At 68.6% G+C, this 16,675-nt stretch carries 12 protein-coding genes and 2 tRNA genes; 10 read left to right on the forward strand and 4 right to left on the reverse strand.

What is annotated here, in order from left to right:
• Nucleotides 1-108: 108 nt before the first annotated feature.
• The 3 genes from ED92_RS23060 to ED92_RS23070 are packed head-to-tail and all read right to left on the reverse strand — an operon-like array spanning nucleotide 109 to nucleotide 2,790.
• Nucleotides 109-1,065: an ankyrin repeat domain-containing protein gene (locus ED92_RS23060; RefSeq protein ID WP_037341941.1), complete on the reverse strand. Its 957-nt coding sequence runs from the start codon at nucleotides 1,063-1,065 to the stop codon at nucleotides 109-111.
• Nucleotides 1,049-1,885, reverse strand: coding sequence for a TIGR03620 family F420-dependent LLM class oxidoreductase (locus ED92_RS23065; protein ID WP_037341942.1), 837 nt, complete (start codon nucleotides 1,883-1,885; stop codon nucleotides 1,049-1,051). The genes ED92_RS23060 and ED92_RS23065 overlap by 17 nt, the downstream gene beginning before the upstream one ends.
• A complete protein-coding gene (locus ED92_RS23070; protein WP_037341943.1) occupies nucleotides 1,882-2,790 on the reverse strand; it encodes a TIGR03620 family F420-dependent LLM class oxidoreductase in 909 nt (302 codons plus the stop codon). Before ED92_RS23070 ends, ED92_RS23065 begins: the two co-directional genes overlap by 4 nt.
• Before the next feature lie 96 nt (nucleotides 2,791-2,886).
• Here ED92_RS23070 and ED92_RS23075 point away from each other — a divergent pair, with 96 nt between their 5' ends.
• The 6 genes from ED92_RS23075 (at nucleotide 2,887) to ED92_RS23100 (ending at nucleotide 13,096) form a co-directional block, all read left to right on the forward strand.
• On the forward strand, nucleotides 2,887-3,453 hold the full coding sequence (locus tag ED92_RS23075) for a TetR/AcrR family transcriptional regulator (protein WP_037341944.1): 567 nt from the start codon (nucleotides 2,887-2,889) through the stop codon (nucleotides 3,451-3,453).
• A 101-nt stretch (nucleotides 3,454-3,554) separates the two neighbouring features.
• Entirely contained in the window at nucleotides 3,555-5,153 is a 1,599-nt protein-coding gene (gene serA, locus ED92_RS23080) for a phosphoglycerate dehydrogenase (RefSeq protein WP_037341946.1), read from the forward strand.
• Nucleotides 5,154-5,439: 286 nt separating this feature from the next.
• Nucleotides 5,440-8,844: a S8 family serine peptidase gene (locus ED92_RS23085; protein ID WP_037341948.1), complete on the forward strand. Its 3,405-nt coding sequence runs from the start codon at nucleotides 5,440-5,442 to the stop codon at nucleotides 8,842-8,844.
• Nucleotides 8,845-9,080: 236 nt separating this feature from the next.
• Nucleotides 9,081-10,124 carry a 3-isopropylmalate dehydrogenase gene (locus ED92_RS23090; protein WP_007031599.1) on the forward strand — a complete coding sequence of 348 codons (1,044 nt, stop codon included), beginning with the start codon at nucleotides 9,081-9,083 and terminating at the stop codon, nucleotides 10,122-10,124.
• 556 nt (nucleotides 10,125-10,680) lie between these two features.
• On the forward strand, nucleotides 10,681-12,306 hold the full coding sequence (gene cimA, locus ED92_RS23095; RefSeq protein ID WP_037341950.1) for a citramalate synthase: 1,626 nt from the start codon (nucleotides 10,681-10,683) through the stop codon (nucleotides 12,304-12,306).
• A gap of 19 nt (nucleotides 12,307-12,325) precedes the next feature.
• Complete coding sequence (locus ED92_RS23100) at nucleotides 12,326-13,096, forward strand: fumarylacetoacetate hydrolase family protein (RefSeq protein ID WP_037341952.1); 771 nt, start codon at nucleotides 12,326-12,328, stop codon at nucleotides 13,094-13,096.
• A gap of 70 nt (nucleotides 13,097-13,166) precedes the next feature.
• Here the strand turns inward: ED92_RS23100 and ED92_RS23105 are convergent, their stop codons facing one another.
• Nucleotides 13,167-14,405, reverse strand: a complete 1,239-nt coding sequence (locus ED92_RS23105; RefSeq protein WP_037341954.1) for an FAD-dependent oxidoreductase — start codon at nucleotides 14,403-14,405, stop codon at nucleotides 13,167-13,169.
• Nucleotides 14,406-14,957: 552 nt separating this feature from the next.
• Here ED92_RS23105 and ED92_RS23110 point away from each other — a divergent pair.
• The 4 genes from ED92_RS23110 (at nucleotide 14,958) to ED92_RS23125 (ending at nucleotide 16,661) form a co-directional block, all read left to right on the forward strand.
• Nucleotides 14,958-15,692 carry an HAD family hydrolase gene (locus tag ED92_RS23110; RefSeq protein ID WP_037342565.1) on the forward strand — a complete coding sequence of 245 codons (735 nt, stop codon included), beginning with the start codon at nucleotides 14,958-14,960 and terminating at the stop codon, nucleotides 15,690-15,692.
• A 51-nt stretch (nucleotides 15,693-15,743) separates the two neighbouring features.
• Nucleotides 15,744-15,815: transfer RNA gene (locus ED92_RS23115), tRNA-Gln, on the forward strand.
• A 130-nt stretch (nucleotides 15,816-15,945) separates the two neighbouring features.
• Nucleotides 15,946-16,021, forward strand: a tRNA-Glu gene (locus ED92_RS23120).
• Between the two features lie 217 nt (nucleotides 16,022-16,238).
• Nucleotides 16,239-16,661, forward strand: a complete 423-nt coding sequence (locus ED92_RS23125; protein WP_037341956.1) for a hypothetical protein — start codon at nucleotides 16,239-16,241, stop codon at nucleotides 16,659-16,661.
• The last annotated feature ends 14 nt before the right edge of the window (nucleotides 16,662-16,675 follow it).

Here is a 16,675-nt window from a genome sequence, read left to right on the forward strand (position 1 = left end):
CGGGACACGCCTCTCGCGGATGTCATGAAAGGGCCGTTCCTGACGTTTTTCGTCCTGAACGGCCCTTTCATGACACTCGGGGGACCGGCGTCCGGTGGGCCCCAAGGCTCAGGCGCCCCGCAGCACCGCCAGGATCTCGGTCTGCCCGAAGTGCTCGGCCCACCCCAAAGCCGACGACGAGTACAGCGAATCCTCCAGCGAAGGATCCGCCCCGACCTCCAGCAACGCCCGCACGGCGTCCACGTGTCCGCCCTGCACGGCCAGGTGCAGCGCCGTGACGCCCTCCCCGTGCGACAGTCCGCCGAACGTCCCCCGGTGGTCGACCGAAGCACCCAGCTCCGCCAAGGTCTTGATCGCCGAAGCCTTCCCCTGGGCGGCGGCCCACGTCAGCGCCGTACCCCGGTAGATGTCGGCGTCCACGCGGGCACCCCGCTCCACCAAGGTGCGCACGGCGGAAGACCGGTCGTTCCGCGCCGCCCACGAAAGCGCCTCGTCGACGATCTCGGCCGGCTCGTCGCTCGGCCGCCATTCCGGGAAACCGCTGTGCGGCCGGTGGAATTCGCGATGCGCGCCCGCCGCGGGGGCGAGCGTGCCGTCCGGCGCGAGCAGTTCATCGAGCAGGTCGGCGTGACCGAGCCCCGCCGCCACCCGGAGGTTGCCGGGCGAGAGGCTGCGCGAAGCCAGCAGCTCCGCGGCCTCCCGATGGCCCCAGAACAGCGCGACCACCAGCGGGGTCCCGCCGTCGCCCCGGGCCGGGACGTCGATGGGGGCGCCCGCGTCGAGCAGCATCGTGACCAGCAGCGGCGATCCGACGTACCCGGCCTGGTGCAACGCCGTCCAGCCGTGCACGTTGGCGGACGCCGGATCGGCGCCGTGGTCGAGCAGGATCCGGCACAGCCGCTCGTCACAGGTCGCGGCGGCCATGCCGAGCAGATCGTTCCCGTTCTTCCCGTGCGCGTGGACAAGCGTGGGCAGGTCGCCGATCAGGCGCGCGAGCCCCGCCAGGTCTCGCGCGTCGATCAGTTCCCGTGCGTTCTCGAAGGCGAGCTCAGCCGGTGACGTCACGCTCCCGCACGCTACCCCCGACCCCCGACAGAACCCGCCATTCGGCCAGCGGGATCCGTTCGTCCCCGGTCAGGACCTGCAGGCACACGTGGTCGGCCCCGGCGTCCAGATGTGCCTGGACCCGCGCGGAGATCTCGTCCTCCCCGACGGCGACCAGCGCGTCCACCAGCTTGTCGGAGCCGTAGTCCGCCTCGGTGAATCCGAACCGCCGCAGATTCGCCTGATGGTGGGCCGCCAGCTCCAGGTACGTCGACACGTGCCGCCGCGCGATCTCCCGGTCCGATCGCAGCACGACGGCCTGTTCGACGGCGAGGAACGCCGAAGGCCCGATGGCCTCCCGCGCCAGCGCGGTGTGCTCGACGGGGACGAAGTACGTATGCGCCCCATCGGTGCGTTCCGCGGCCAGGGCGAGCATCTTCGGTCCCAACGCGGCCAGCACACGCCGGCGTGGGGAGTCCGGTGTGGACAGTTCGGTCCCGTCCATCTCGTCGAGGTAGCCGCGCATCCCTTCCAGCGGTTTCGCGCCCGGGAGGTGCCCGCCGAGGCCGAGGACGAACCGGCCGGGATACGCCTCGGCGAGGGTCCGCTCGGCGGCGGCCGCCGCGACGGGTGCCCGATGCGAGAACCGCGCGATGCCGGTGGCGACGGTCAGCCGCGAGGTCGCCGCGAGCAGCAGACCCGCCTGGGTGAACGCCTCCCGGCCCAGGTACTCCCCGAACCACAACGTGTCGAAGCCGAGTTCCTCGACTTCCGCGGCCGCCTCGCGCACTTCGCCGATTTCCTTGCCGTCGAAAGAAAACGTCCAGATGCCGACGCTCACCGGGTCACCGCCGTCAGTGCCGGGGCGAGCCGTTCCAGCTGGTCCACGATGGACTTGAGATCGTCCCCGACCGGATTGACGAGCACGGTGTCCGCTCCGGCGTCGACGAGTTCCTTGAGCCGCCCGGCGATCCGCTCTTCGTCGCCCCACGCGGTCAGTCCGTCCACGAGCCGGTCGCTGACGTCGTCGATGTCCGCGTCGGTGTAGCCGAGCCGCTTCCAACCCTTGAAATAGTGCGGGATGCCGTACTGCTTCATCAGCCCGATATCCCTCGCCACGCTCTTCCGCGCCTGCTCACGGTCGCCGAGCAGAACCGAATGGGTGGGGATGAGCAGCTTGTCCGGGCCGAGGATCTCGCGGGAATACGGCGTGTGCTCGAAGGGCTGGGCGAACGGATGCGCCCCGTCCGTGAGGTCCCGCGCGAGTTCGAGCATCTTCGGTCCGACGGCGGCCAGGACCCGCGGGAACGGGACCGGCGAAGGGAATTCTTCCGCCGCCGCAGCCATGGCCGTGAGGTAGTCACGGGTCTGTTCCAGCGGCCGGTAGTCCGAGCCCGCTTTCTCCGCCTGGTACGAGTGCCCGATCCCGACGCCGAGCACGAACCGGCCGGGGAACGCCTGCGCGAGTGTCCGCCCGCCGCTGTGGGCGGTGTACGCGGGCCGCGACCAGATGTTCGCGATCCCGGTGCCGACCACCACTCGCTCGGTGGCCGCGAGGGTGATGGCGCTGTAGGCGAACAATTCCCGGTTGCCGGGCCCCTCACCACCCCAAACGGTGCGGTAACCCAGCTCTTCCAGGCGCCGGATCGCCCGCCGTTCTTCGTCGGGTGTCGGCGTGAACATGCCGACCGGCAGCCAGACACCCACCGGGCCCAGCCGCTCCCGGGTTTCTTCGATCAGGTCCATCACAGTCTCCCCAGCTAACATGAGGCAGCCTCCGCTTACGTGGTCCGACTATACGGAGGCTGCCTCCGATTTGTCGAGACTAGGCTTTGGAGTGCGATGGACACCGAGAAGAAGCCGCTGCGGGCGGACGCCCGGCGCAACTACGAGCGCCTCCTCGAAGAGGCGAGGCACGCCTTCGCCGCGAACGGCGTCGAGGCGTCGCTGGAGGAGATCGCGCGCCGGGCCGGAGTCGGGATCGGAACGCTCTACCGGCACTTCCCGACGCGGGAAGCGCTGGTCGAGACGGTGCTCCGCGAAGGCTTCGACGCGCAGGCCGAAGCGGCTCGCGAGCTGCTGGGCTCCTCGGAGCCGGTGGAGGCGTTGAAGGCCTGGTTCGCCGGGATGGGTGAACAGTCGGCGCGTTACCGGGGGCTGCCCGAGCTGATGGTCGACGTCCTCAACGACGAGACCTCGCCGCTGTACGCCTCCTGCCACGCGATGCGTGACCAGGTGTCCCAACTGGTGGAAAGGGCGAAGGCCTCGGGGGAGCTCCGGGCCGACGTCACAGTGCACGAATTACTGGTGCTGCTGCACGCGCTTTCCTGGGCCAGCGAACACCTTTCGGGTGACAAGGGCCTCGAACGGCTCCTCGATCTCGTTTTCGCGGGATTACGGGCGAGTTAACAATCCCCTGTCACCAGGTCTAAACTGCGGCGCAACCGGGCACAACGGCGTGACCGTCAACAGTGAGTCGCAGGCACAGACCAGATAGTGGGAGCCGTATCGTGACCAAGCCGAACAAGCCCGTCGTCCTCATCGCCGAGAAGCTCGCGCCCTCCGTGTTGAGCGTCTTCTCCGACGAGGTCGAGGTCCAGCATGTGGACGGCACGGACCGCCCCGCGCTGCTCGAAGCCGTGAAGACGGCGGACGCGCTGCTCGTGCGGTCCGCGACGAAGGTCGACGCCGAGGTCCTCGGCGCCACCACCTCGCTCAAGGTCGTCGCCCGCGCCGGCGTCGGGCTGGACAACGTCGAGGTCCCCGCCGCCACCGAACGCGGTGTGCTGGTGGTCAACGCGCCGACCTCGAACATCGTCTCCGCCGCCGAGCACGCCGTCGCGCTGCTGCTCGCCGTCGCCCGCCGGGTCCCGGCCGCGGACCAGAGCCTCCAGGGCGGCGCGTGGAAGCGCAGCGCCTACTCCGGCGTCGAGATCCAGGGCAAGACCATCGGTGTGGTCGGCCTCGGCAAGATCGGCCAGCTGTTCGCGCAGCGGCTCGCCGCGTTCGACACCAAGATCATCGCGTACGACCCCTACGTCTCGGCCGCCCGCGCCGCGCAGCTCGGCATCGAGCTGGTCACGCTGGACGAGCTGCTGGAGCGCGCCGACGCGATCTCCATCCACCTGCCGAAGACGCCGGAGACCAAGGGCCTCATCGGCGCCGAGGCGCTGAAGAAGACCAAGCAGGGCGTCATCATCGTCAACGCCGCGCGCGGTGGCCTCATCGACGAGCAGGCGCTGGCGGACGCCGTCAGCTCCGGCCACGTCGGTGGTGCCGGTATCGACGTGTTCGTCACCGAGCCCACCACCGAAAGCCCGCTGTTCGGCCTGCCGAACGTCGTCGTCACGCCGCACCTGGGCGCGTCGACCGCCGAGGCGCAGGACCGCGCCGGCACCGACGTCGCGAAGTCCGTGCTGCTCGCGCTGCGCGGCGACTTCGTGCCGGACGCGGTGAACGTCGCGGGCGGCGGCACGGTCGGCGAGCACGTCCGGCCGTACCTCTCGCTCACCCAGAAGCTCGGCACCGTGCTGACCGCGCTGAACCCGAAGGCCCCGGCCTCGGTCACCGTCGTGGTCAAGGGCGAGCTGGCCGCCGAGGACGTCAGCGTGCTGCCGCTCGCGGCCGAGCGCGGCGTGTTCTCCGGCGTCGTCGAGGACCAGGTCACCTTCGTGAACGCGCCGCGCGTCGCCGAAGAACTGGGCGTCCAGGTCGAACTGGTCACCGAGACCGAAAGCCCCAAATTCCGCAGCCTGGTCACCGTCCGCGCGGTCCACGCCGACGGCTCGACCCTTTCGGTGTCCGGTTCGGTCACCGGCAAGGACGAGGTCGAGAAGCTGGTCGAGGTCAACGGCCGTCACTTCGACCTGCGCGCCGAGGGCAACGTGCTGCTGCTCGAGTACCCGGACCGCCCGGGCATCATGGGCCGCGTCGGCACGCTGCTCGGCGAGGCGGGCCTCAACATCGAGGCCGCGCAGATCAGCCAGACCACCGACGGCGCGGACGCGGTGATGCTGCTGCGCGTCGACCGTTCCGTCGACTCGCACCTGCTGGAGCCGATCGGCGCCACCGTCGGCGCGCACACGATCCGCGCGGTCAACTTCGGCTGACCTGCGGGAATTGCACTGACGAAAGCCGCGTCCACGGACGCGGCTTTCGTTATGTGCCAACAAGTTGTTTGCGCTCTTCGCAAGTAGTCGACCACTCGCGAAGAGCAAGATTCAATAACGGTGAAAAATGCCTACTGAAGTCGGGCTGGTCCCCGGATAGGTTCTTCCGGCGAGGCCGAACCATCGCGCCGTCAAGGGCACGGCGCGGCGCCGGGGCTCACCGTCGGGGGTGTGTTCGAGCGGCAGGCAGGTTCCGAGTCGAGGCCTCGAGTGAGGGCACTTACTCATGAACAGATCCCGCGTACCCCGGTGGGCCATCCGCTCATCGGCCGCGGTCTTCGCCGCGTTGCTCGCGACGTCCGTGACCGGGGCGACCGCAGCCGCGCAGGATGTCCCCCTCGCGGACGGTGTCACACCGGCGAAGATCGACCGTAACGGATTCCAGGGGAAGGTCGAGCCGAAGCTCAAGGCCGCCCAAGGGCAGATCACCGCCTTCGTCGAGCTGGCCAAGCAGCCCGCCGTCGACGCCTTCAACGCCGAGCAGAACAAGGGCGCGGGCAAGGAGAAGGCGAAGAAGGCCGCGAAGGACGCCAAGGCCGCCGCGGCCGCGACGGTGAACTCCGTCGTCGGTCAGCTCAAGGCCGCCGACGCCGGCACCCAGCTGGTCACCCAGACCGCCAACGCGGTCGCCGGCGCGGTCGTCACGGCCGACGCGGCGAAGATCCGCGAGCTGGCGAAGCGGCCGGACGTCGTCTCGGTCAAGAAGGTGGTCCCCAAGACCCGCACCAACTCCAGCGCGGTCCAGCTGACCAACACGCTCGCGTCGTGGCAGCAGACCGGCCGCTACGGCGACGGCATCCGCGTCGGCGTGATCGACGACGGCATCGACTACACCCACGCCGACTTCGGCGGCCCGGGCACGGCCGAGGCCTACAACGCGATCAACCGCGACCAGGCCACCCCCGCCTTCCCGACCGACAAGGTCGTCGGCGGTATCGACCTGGTCGGCGACGCCTACGACTCGGGCAGCGACGACCCGGCCCTCAAGACCCCGAAGCCGGACCCCAACCCGCTCGCCTGCGGCCACCACGGCACGCACGTCGCGGGCACGGTCGCCGGTTTCGGTGTCGACGAAGCGGGCAAGACCTTCACGGGCGACTACAAGAAGCTCAACAAGAAGAAGATCGAAGCGATGCAGATCGGCCCGGGCACCGCGCCCAAGGCCCTGCTGTACGCGATCAAGGTCTTCGGCTGCGACGGCTCGACCAACGTCACCTCGCAGGCGCTCGACTGGTCGCTCGACCCGGACGGCGACGGCGACTTCACCGACCACCTCGACGTGGTGAACCTGTCGCTGGGCGGCGACTTCGCCACCCCGGACGACCCGGACTCGCTGTTCGTGCGCAAGATCGCCGCGAACAACGTCGTCCCGGTGTTCTCCGCGGGCAACGGCGGCGACCTCAACGACGTCGGCGGCGCGCCGGGCAACACGCCCGAGGCGCTGACCGTCGCCAGCAGCCGTGACGCGTCCGTCCTCCGCGACGCCGTCGAAGCCGTCGCTCCCGACGGCGTCAAGGGTGCGAAGACCGGCCAGTTCAGCCAGAACTACGCGACCTACGACACGCTCGACGTCACCGCGCCGGTGGTCACGCTGTCGGCCGACAACGCCGCCGGCTGCAAGCCGTACTCCGAGGCCGACAAGGCCAAGGCCGCGGGCAAGATCGTGTTCCTCGAATGGGACGACAACGACGCGACCCGCGCCTGCGGTTCGGGCGCCCGGTCCAACAACGCGCAGGCGGCCGGTGCCAAGGGCGCGCTGTTCTCCTCGACGCTGGAGCACTTCTCGGCGGGTATCGCGGGCAACGCGGCGCTGCCGACGTTCCAGCTGACCGGCAGCGCGACCGCTTCGGTCCGCCCGGCGGTGGCCGCGGGCACGCTGCAGGTCCGGATGACCGGCAAGGGCCGCGTGTCCGTGCCGACCTTCGATCAGTCCATTGTGGACACCCCGAGTTCGTTCACCTCGCGTGGCGGGCGTGGCCCGGCCGTCAAGCCGGACGTCGCGGCGCCCGGTGACTCGATCTCGTCGGCGCTGGCCGGCAGTGGAGCGGGCCGCCTGGTCATCTCCGGGACGTCGATGGCGGCTCCGCACACCTCGGGTATCACCGCCCTGATCCGTCAGGCACACCCGGACTGGTCGGTCGAGGAGGTCAAGGCCTCGGTCATCAACACCGCCGGCCACGACATCCACGACGCTTCGGGCCGCGTCTACGGTCCGCAGCGCGTCGGCAGCGGCCGGATCGACGCGAAGGCCGCGCTGGACAACCAGGTCCTGGCCTACGTCGTCGACAACCCCGGCTTCGTCTCGGTCAACTTCGGCGTCGTCGAAGCGGGCGGTCCGGTCACCCTGACCAAGACGGTCAAGGTGGTCAACAAGGGCATCAAGCCGGTCGAGTACTCGGTGGGCTACGAAGCCGTGAACGCGCTCCCCGGTGTCGAGTACACAGTGGACAAGCCGACGGTGAAGCTGAGCCCGCGCGGTATCGCGCTGGTGAAGGTGACCCTGAAGATCGCCGACCCCAAGGCGCTCCGCAAGGTCATGGACCCGACCATGGCGGCCACGCAGGTCGGCCTCGCCCGGCAGTTCGTGGCGGACGCCTCCGGCCGGATCGCGTTCACCCCGAAGAGCGGCACGACCGTTCCGCTGCGGCTCTCGGTGTACTCCGCGCCGAAGCCCGTCTCGTCCATCAACACCCCGGGCAACGTCAACTTCGGCGCCGGCCAGAACCAGGCCGTGCTGAACCTGACCGGCAAGGGCGTGGACCAGGGCTCCGGTGCGCAGCGGTACCGCTCGCTGATCAGCGTGCTCGAACTGCAGGCGGAATCCCCGCAGCTGCCCGAGTGCGACGGCGACGTCACCACCGACTGCACGCTGAACCAGACCGCCAAGGGCGCCGACCTGCGCTACATCGGCGCGGCGTCGACCGCTCCGCTGGCCAAGGCGCAGGGTGAGCCGGAGAACGCGTTGCTGGCCTTCGGTCTCACCACCTGGAGCGACCTGGCCAACCTGGGCAGCAACACCTCGCCGTTCGTGGACATCGACACCACGGGCGACGGGCAGCCGGACTTCGAGACCTATGTGACCAAGGTGACGTCGACCGACGTCCTCGTGGCGGTCACCGTGGCCCTGAAGCCGGGCTTCCCGCAGGTGGACATCCAGCCGATCAACGGCCAGCTCGGCGACGTCGACACGAACGTGTACGACACCAACGTCGTCGTGCTGCCGGTGAGCATCGCCGCGCTGGGGATCGACCCCAACGCCGCGTCGCACAAGATCAGCTACACCGTCGGGACCTCCGGGTTCTACGCGGCGCCGGGTGCGGACTCGTCGACGATCGACTACGTCGGCACGCCGCTTTCGTTCGACGCCTTGGCTCCCGCGTACACGGTCCAGGGCGGCGGCGACTCCGCGCTGGGCTACGTCGCGAAGCCGGGCACGGCGCTGGTGGTCAACCGCAACGCGGCCGCGCAGGACACCGTGCTGGGCCTGCTGGCGATCGAGCACCACAACGCCTCGGGCAACCGGGCGAACGTGGTGAAGATCCAGACGAACGCGGGTGGTGGCAACGCGGGTGTCGACCGGCCGGGCAACGGCGGGCGGCACACCGGACGTCAGCCGATCGGTGTGGGCTGACGCGATAGTGCGATAACCGGCGTTCGATGAGGTGAGGGACGCCCTGGCGGCATGCTTTGCGCCAGGGCGTCCCTTCTTGTTTTCACTCTTTCGGCTGTCTCGCTCTGTGGGAGGTTCCGGCATAAGGGTGGTGCGGCTACGGCTACCGGGCTACGGCCGGTAACCTTCCGCTGCTGGCGTTTTCTTGCGGATGGGCCATCCGGACTGCCGGTGGCCTGGTCTACGGAGGTGTGTGGATGCGGCTCGCGGTGATCCCAGGAGACGGGATCGGGCCCGAAGTGGTCTCCGAGGCGCTCAAGGTGCTCGGTGAGGTCGTACCGACGGCGGAGATCACGAACTACGACCTCGGCGCCGCCCGGTGGCACTCCACCGGCGAGCTGCTCCCGGAGTCGGTACTCGGTGAACTCCGTCAGCACGACGCGATCCTGCTGGGCGCGGTGGGCGACCCGACGGTGCCGAGCGGCATCCTGGAGCGTGGCCTGTTGCTGCGGCTCAGGTTCGAACTCGACCACCACGTGAACCTGCGCCCCGCCCGGCTGTACCCGGGTGTGCGCGGACCGCTCGCCGAGGCGGGCGAGATCGACATGGTCGTCGTGCGTGAAGGCACCGAAGGCCCGTACGCGGGCAATGGCGGCCTGCTGCGCAAGGACACCGAGAACGAGATCGCGACGGAGGTCAGCGTCAACACGGCGTTCGGCGTCCGGCGCGTGGTGACCGACGCGTTCAACCGGGCCGAGGCGCGGCCCCGCAAGCACCTGACGCTCCTGCACAAGACGAACGTGCTGGAGTACGCGGGCTCGCTGTGGTCGCGGATCGTCGAAGAGGTCTCGCTGGAGCACCCGGAGGTGACGGTCGCCTATTCCCATGTGGACGCCGCGACCATCCATCTGGTGACCGACCCGTCCCGGTTCGACGTCGTGGTGACGGACAACCTGTTCGGCGACATCATCACCGACCTGGCGGCCGCCGTGACCGGCGGCATCGGGCTGGCGGCGAGCGGGAACCTCGACATCACCCGGCGGAACCCGAGCATGTTCGAGCCGGTGCACGGCAGCGCGCCGGACATCGCGGGCCAGGGTCTCGCCGACCCGACCGCCGCGGTGCTCTCGGTCTCGCTGTTGCTGGACCACTTGGGACAGAAGGAAGCGGCGCGGCGGATCGAGGCCTCGGTGGCCTTCGACCTCGCGACCCGCGACCAGGCGTCGCCCGGTGCGACGCACGCGATCGGTGACCGGTTGGCGGCCCTGGTGTCGTCGAACGTGCGCCCGGTCACTCAGTAGTTTTCTTGGGCTGAAGGGGCCCTTCGCCGCATCTGATGCGGTGAAGGGCCCCTTCGCTGTGTTCGGTCAACCTGGACCGAACGGCGGCTGCGCGTGATCCGATGGACGACACGCGTGATCCGACGGACGACACGCGTGTCCAGAGGGGCGACGCGTCCGCTGCGACGCCCCGCCGCGAGTCGTCCGTCCAGTCACGCGTGTCGTCCCTTGGCTCACGTGTGTCGTCCATCCAGTCACGCGAGACCGCCAGTCGGTATCCAAGACGCCGTGGGCTCGCGCCATGAACGGTCCGTTCCTGGCAAATTTCGCAAGGAACGGACCGTTCATGGCATCCGGGATCGATCACCGGCTCCCAGAAAGTGGGAAGTCTCGCCCGGCTTGTGGACGCCTCGCGAAGCGTGTGCGATGATGCGTCCGTGACCTCCTGCACCATCATTATCGCCGAGCGCGCCGGGTAACAGCTCCACAAGAGCCCCCGGCGCGCAACCTCTCGCACCCATGCGGGAGGTTTTTTTGTTGCCTGAACACGTTTTGCCACCACCACGAGGAGATTCCCGTGACCCGCAAGGAGCCCGCCGATACACCGCTCGGCGACGCTTTCCACCTGTACGACACGACGTTGCGCGACGGCGCGCAGCGTGAGGGGATCTCCTACTCCGTCACGGACAAACTGGCGGTGGCGAGGCTGCTCGACGATCTCGGGGTCGGGTTCATCGAAGGTGGATGGCCGGGCGCGCTGCCCAAGGACACGGAATTCTTCGCCCGCGCCGCTTCGGGCGAACTGAAACTCCGCCACGCCGCGCTCGTCGCGTTCGGCGCGACGCGGAAGGCGGGCACCAAGGCCGAGCAGGACCAGCAGGTGCGGGCCCTGCTCGACTCGCAGGCACCGGTGGTCACGCTCGTGGCCAAATCGGATCTGCGCCACATCGAACGCGCGTTGCGGGTCGACGTCGACGAGGCGTGCGAGATGGTGCGCGACACCGTCGCGTTCCTCGTCGGTGAAGGACGCCGCGTCTTCCTTGACGCGGAACACTTTTTCGACGGCTACGCGTTCTCCCCGGACACCGCGCTGAAGGTGCTCGACGCGGGAGTGAACGCGGGCGCCGACGTCGCCGTGCTGTGCGACACCAACGGCGGGCAACTGCCGCTCGGCCTCGCGGAGACCGTCCGCGAGGTCAAGGAAAGGACCGGATTCCGGCTCGGAATCCATTGTCAGGACGACACTTCCTGCGCGGTGGCGAATTCCGTCGCCGCCGTGCAGGCCGGCGTGACGCACGTCCAGTGCACCGCCAATGGTTACGGCGAGCGGGCGGGTAACGCCGATCTTTTCGCCGTGACAGGGAATTTGGTGACCAAGCTCGGAATGGAGGTCCTCCCGACCGGAGGCGCCGCCGAGCTCACCCGGGTCTCCCATGCCCTTGCCGAAATCGCGAACATCGCCCCCTACACCCACCAGGCTTACGTAGGGGCGTCGGCCTTCGCCCACAAGGCGGGACTGCACGCGAGCGCGATCAAGGTGGATCCGTTGCTGTACAACCACATCGATCCAGCTTCCGTCGGCAACGACATGCGGGTACTGGTCACCGAGATGGCCGGCAGGGCCAGCCTGGAGCTCAAGGGACGTGAGCTCGGGGTCGACCTTGCCGGCCAGCCCGAGGCGCTGACGAGCGCCGTGAAGAAGGTGAAACGCCTCGAATCCGAAGGCTGGTCCTTCGAAGCTGCGGACGCTTCACTGGAACTGCTGCTGCGGCGGGAGGTCGACGGCCCGCAGAGCGACGTCCTCGACGAACCGCCGTTCGAACTCGAGTCGTACCGGGTCGTGCTCGACCACCGGTCCGACGGCGAGGTCGTCTCCGAGGCGACGGTGAAGGTGCACGTTGCCGGGCAGCGCGTGATCGCGACCGCCGAGGGCAACGGTCCTGTGCACGCGCTCGACGCCGCCTTGCGTGAGGCGCTCAGCCCGCATCTGTCCTGGTTGGACAGTGTCGAGCTGGCCGACTACAAGGTGCGGATCCTGCCCGGCCATCCGGGCACCGACGCCGTCACCCGCGTGCTCGTCGAGACCAGCGACGGCGAGCGCGAGTGGACCACCGTCGGTGTGCACGGCAACATCGTCGAGGCGAGCTGGCTGGCGCTGTGCGACGCGCTCGTGCACAAGTCCCTCAGCGAGGGCCCGGCGTGAGGAGTCGTACAGTGGGGGAGTGCGTCTAGCCCGAATTGCTCATCCCGGCGGTGTCGCGTTCGCTTCGATCGAAGGGGACGGCGACGACGCCCAGGTACTGGAAATCGCCGAGCACCCCTTCGGCAACCCCAACTTCACCGGCAAACGCTGGCCGCTCGCCGACGTCCGGCTGCTCGCGCCGATCCTGCCGTCGAAGGTGATCGCGGTCGGCCGGAACTACGCCAAGCACGCGGCCGAGTTCGGCAACGAGGTCCCGCAGGACCCGATGCTGTTCATCAAGCCGTCGACCACGGTGATCGGGCCGAACGTGCCGATCCGCCGTCCGCGTGGTGTCGGCCGCGTCGACTTCGAGGGCGAACTGGCGATCGTCATCGGCCAGCCGGTCAAGAACGTGCCCGCCGCCCGCGCGGCGAGCGCGATCCTCGGCTACACCGTGGCGAACGACGTCAGCGCGCGTGACCTGCAGAAGTCCGACGGCCAGTGGGGCAGGGCGAAGGGTTTCGACACCTTCTGCCCGCTCGGCCCGTGGATCGAGACCTCGCTCGACGCGGCCGATCTCGCGCTCAAGTCCGAGGTGGACGGTGTGCTGAAGCAGGACGGCCGGACGTCGGACCTGGTGCACAAGATCCCCGAGCTGGTCGAATTCGTGTCCGGGGTGATGACCCTGCTGCCCGGTGACGTCATCCTGACCGGCACGCCCGAGGGCGTCGGCCCGATCGAGGACGGCCAGTCCGTGTCGATCACCATCGAGGGCATCGGCACCCTGACGAACCCGGTCCAGGACATCTGACCTCAAGTGTCATGAAAGGGTCGTTCAGGACGTTTTTCGTCCTGAACGACCCTTTCATGACATCTGGAATCTAGCTACCGGCCGGTTCCATCGCCCGCCGCGCGAAGGCCGGGGCGTGCTCAGGCCGCAGCCCCAGGCCCAGCAGCCGCGCGGGGATGTAGGACAGCGTGGGGAACCGGCTGAACAGCTTCACCATCGGCGCGGGCGGGCCGTTGCGCTCGCCCGCCATCACCGGCCCCATCACGTTCTTGTGCAACATCCGCTGCAGCCCCTGCACCAGCATCGTGGGCGCTAGGCGGCGCTTGCGGACCTTCGCCAGATCCGCCACCGACGGCCTCCCGCGGCGCAGCGGTTCGGCGAGCAGGGTGGCGGCCGCGACCGCGTCCTGCACCGCGAGGTTGATGCCGACCCCGCCGACCGGCGACATCGCGTGCGCCGCGTCACCGATGCACAGCAGCCCGTCGAGATGCCACTTCCGCAGCAGGTTCATCTTGACGTCGAGGAATTTGACGTCGTCCGTCGTCTTCAGCTCGTCCACGCGGTCGGCCAGCTCGGGCAGGATCGCGGCCACGTTCTCCCGGAACGCCTCGATGCCCTGGTCGCGCAGGTCCTGGCCCTTGGGGCTGAGGTAGGCGATCTGGAAGTAGCCCTTGCGGGGCAGCGGCACGGCGAAGCGGCGATCGCGCATCTTCGGGGTCAGCATGCCTTCGCGTTCGCCGTCCCGCCGCGAGATCCGGAACCACCACGCGTCGAACGGGATGGGGTAGTCCTTCGTCGTCAGCCCGGCCTCGCGGCGGGCCAGCGACCAGCGTCCGTCGGCGGCGATCACCAGGTCGGCGCGCAGTTCGCCGGTCTTCCCGTCGGCGTCGCGGTAGCGGACCCCGCCCACCCGGCCGTGTTCGAAGATCAGCCCGGTCATCTCGGTGCTCTGGCGCAGCGTGAACGTGGGTTCCTTCGCGCCGGCGTCGGCGAGCAGGTCCAGGAAGTCCCACTGCGGGACCATGGCGATGTACGGGTGCGCCACCTTCAGCCTGGTCAGGTCGGCGAGGCGCATCATCGTGCCGTCCTCGGCGGGGAAGCCGGCGTAGGCGATCTCGCTGTGCGGCAGGCTGAGGAATTTCTCGCTGAGGCCCAGCTCGTCCAGCAACGTCAACGTCGACGGGTGCACGGTGTCGCCGCGGAAGTCCCGCAGGAAGTCCTGGTGCTTCTCCAGCACGGTGACCTCGACCCCGGCCCTGGCCAGCAGCAATCCGGCGACCATCCCCGCGGGGCCACCGCCGACGACCACGCAGTTCGTACGTTCGTTCATCCGTCCCACCCCTTCGAACCCTTATTCATCACTTGTTGAATAAGCTCAGGATGCACCCCTCCGGCGGGCGCGTCAAGCGCCATCCGGGCGGATACGCTGTTCGGGGTATGGCCCAGGTCTCACCGGACCGTGTGAGCCGGCGAGCTCCGCGACAAGTGTCCAAAAAGGACTTGAGTGGCGTTCGACCGTCCCGGAAGGACGGCGATCGCGGAAATGCCCTTGTGGACGGTCTCGCGACGTAAGCGGCACAAGGATTTCGTTGTCATCACAGGGTGTGCGCGCCGCGAATCGGATGGCGTGCCGCGTATCGACATTTCACCCGGCCGCCCGCGTTAGCCGTTGGCCGGTAACTAAAACACGTCATCTCACCAACTGGGAGTAGAGTGCCCGCGCCGGAACAGAGCAGCCTTAATCACCTCATCGGCAGAGTCGCGATCGCGCTGAGTGCCCTAGCCTCACTTGGTGGATTTCGCTCTCGTGCCCCGGACCTCGTCACGAACCACGCCGGACGCTCCGGACGGAGCCCCGTGGGAGCCGCCGGAGTTGCGATTGGTGTGCCTCGACATCGATGACACGTTGATCGACTGCACGGCGGCGATCCGCCTCAGCCTGAGCGCCCTCACCGGCCAGAACGACCTTTGGCCGCTGTGGGATCTCATCACCGAAGAGCATGTCGCGCTGGTGGTCGCGGGCGAAATCGATTACGCGACCATGCATTACAAGCGTACGGAATGTTTCCTCGCCGAGATCGGCATTTTGGCCGACGAAGAGCAGGTCAGCGGCTTCGAAAGACGCCGCCGTGAAATTCTCACTCGTTCGTGGCAATTGTTCGAAGATGTCCTCCCGTGCCTGGAATGGCTGCGGGCCGCCGGTGTTCTCGTCGCCGCGGTCACGAACGCCTCGGGCGCGCATCAGCGCAAGAAGATCGCCGACCTCGGCCTCGCCCGGTTCTTCGATCACGTGGCCATCGCCGGTGAACTCGGAGTAGCCAAACCCGACCCGGCGATGTTCCACTCGGTCTGCCTCGGCCTCGGCTGCGACCCGGCGCAGGCCGTCCACGTCGGCGACAAACTCGACACCGACGCCATCGGCGCACGCGACGCCGGCCTGGGGGCCGTCTGGCTCGACCGGGACGGCATCGCCGAGCGCGCCCCGGCGGGCGTGCACACCATCTCGGGCCTCGACGAGCTGCCTGAGCTGCTCGTTTCCGAGTTCGCGAAGCTCGGCGTGCCCGCTCAGCGCGCTAGTGAGACCCCCGCTTTCACGGTGCGGAACAGCGTGCTCTAGTATTCTTTCTCGTGCGGCACCGAGCCGGTCAAGATCGGAACGGTACCTCACTGGGGTATGGTGTAATTGGCAGCACGACTGGTTCTGGTCCAGTTAGTCTAGGTTCGAGTCCTGGTACCCCAGCTGGAGAACTCTCCGGAGTGAAACACAGAGTGACCCCCCTGCGAAGGCGGGAAACCCGGTCTGGTAAGTTTCTCCACAGCAACACAGCAGGTGAACAACTGAAAATCTCCTCCTGAAGGAGAAGATCCTAGCCCCCGTCGTCTAGCGGCCTAGGACGCCGGCCTCTCACGCCGGTAGCGTGGGTTCGAATCCCATCGGGGGTACCAGCAGCATCCATCCGAAAAGTCCCGACCGTAGCGGTCGGGACTTTTTGCATTTTCGGTGGGGTGCATCGGGTCGTTGTACAGCGGCGTCGAAGCCGTCGAGATCCACTTTGGACACAACCACCGGCGACGCGCCGGCCTTCCGCCTGAACGGCGCGCCGCATTCTCTACGTACCCTCACTTATCGCGTGCGGGCTGGTCACGGCCACTGTCCACGGAGATGCTGGAGAGGCTCAGGTACGGCGTCGAAGGGAAGAATGTGCCGGCCGTCGTCTCGCCCGCGTCCGTGGTTCGCGACAGCATCGTGGCCGCCGTCCTGGTCCGGATGAGCGCGGCCGCCGACATCGCGCCTTACCTGCGCGGGCCGGCGCTCGCGGTGGTGGTCCGGCTGACCCGGGAGGTGGTGTCGCGATGCGTCGACGCGCTGGATCCCGGCGCGGATCTCAGCGGGGGAGCGGACGCGCTGCACCCGGTGCCCGGGGAACCGGCGGCGGTCAGGGCGGTGCTGGCCCGTGTGCTGGGCACGTTCGCCTGGGAGCGGCTCGCCGAGGTCATCGGCCCGCACGACACGCCTCCGCACGCGGTGTGCCGCGCGGTCGAGTCGTTGTTCGACTCGCTCGTCGAGCTGGGCCGGTCACACTGACGTAAGGGGCACCC

This window comes from Amycolatopsis sp. MJM2582, from assembly GCF_000754115.1.
In the GTDB taxonomy this organism is placed as follows: Bacteria; Actinomycetota; Actinomycetes; order Mycobacteriales; family Pseudonocardiaceae; genus Amycolatopsis; species Amycolatopsis japonica.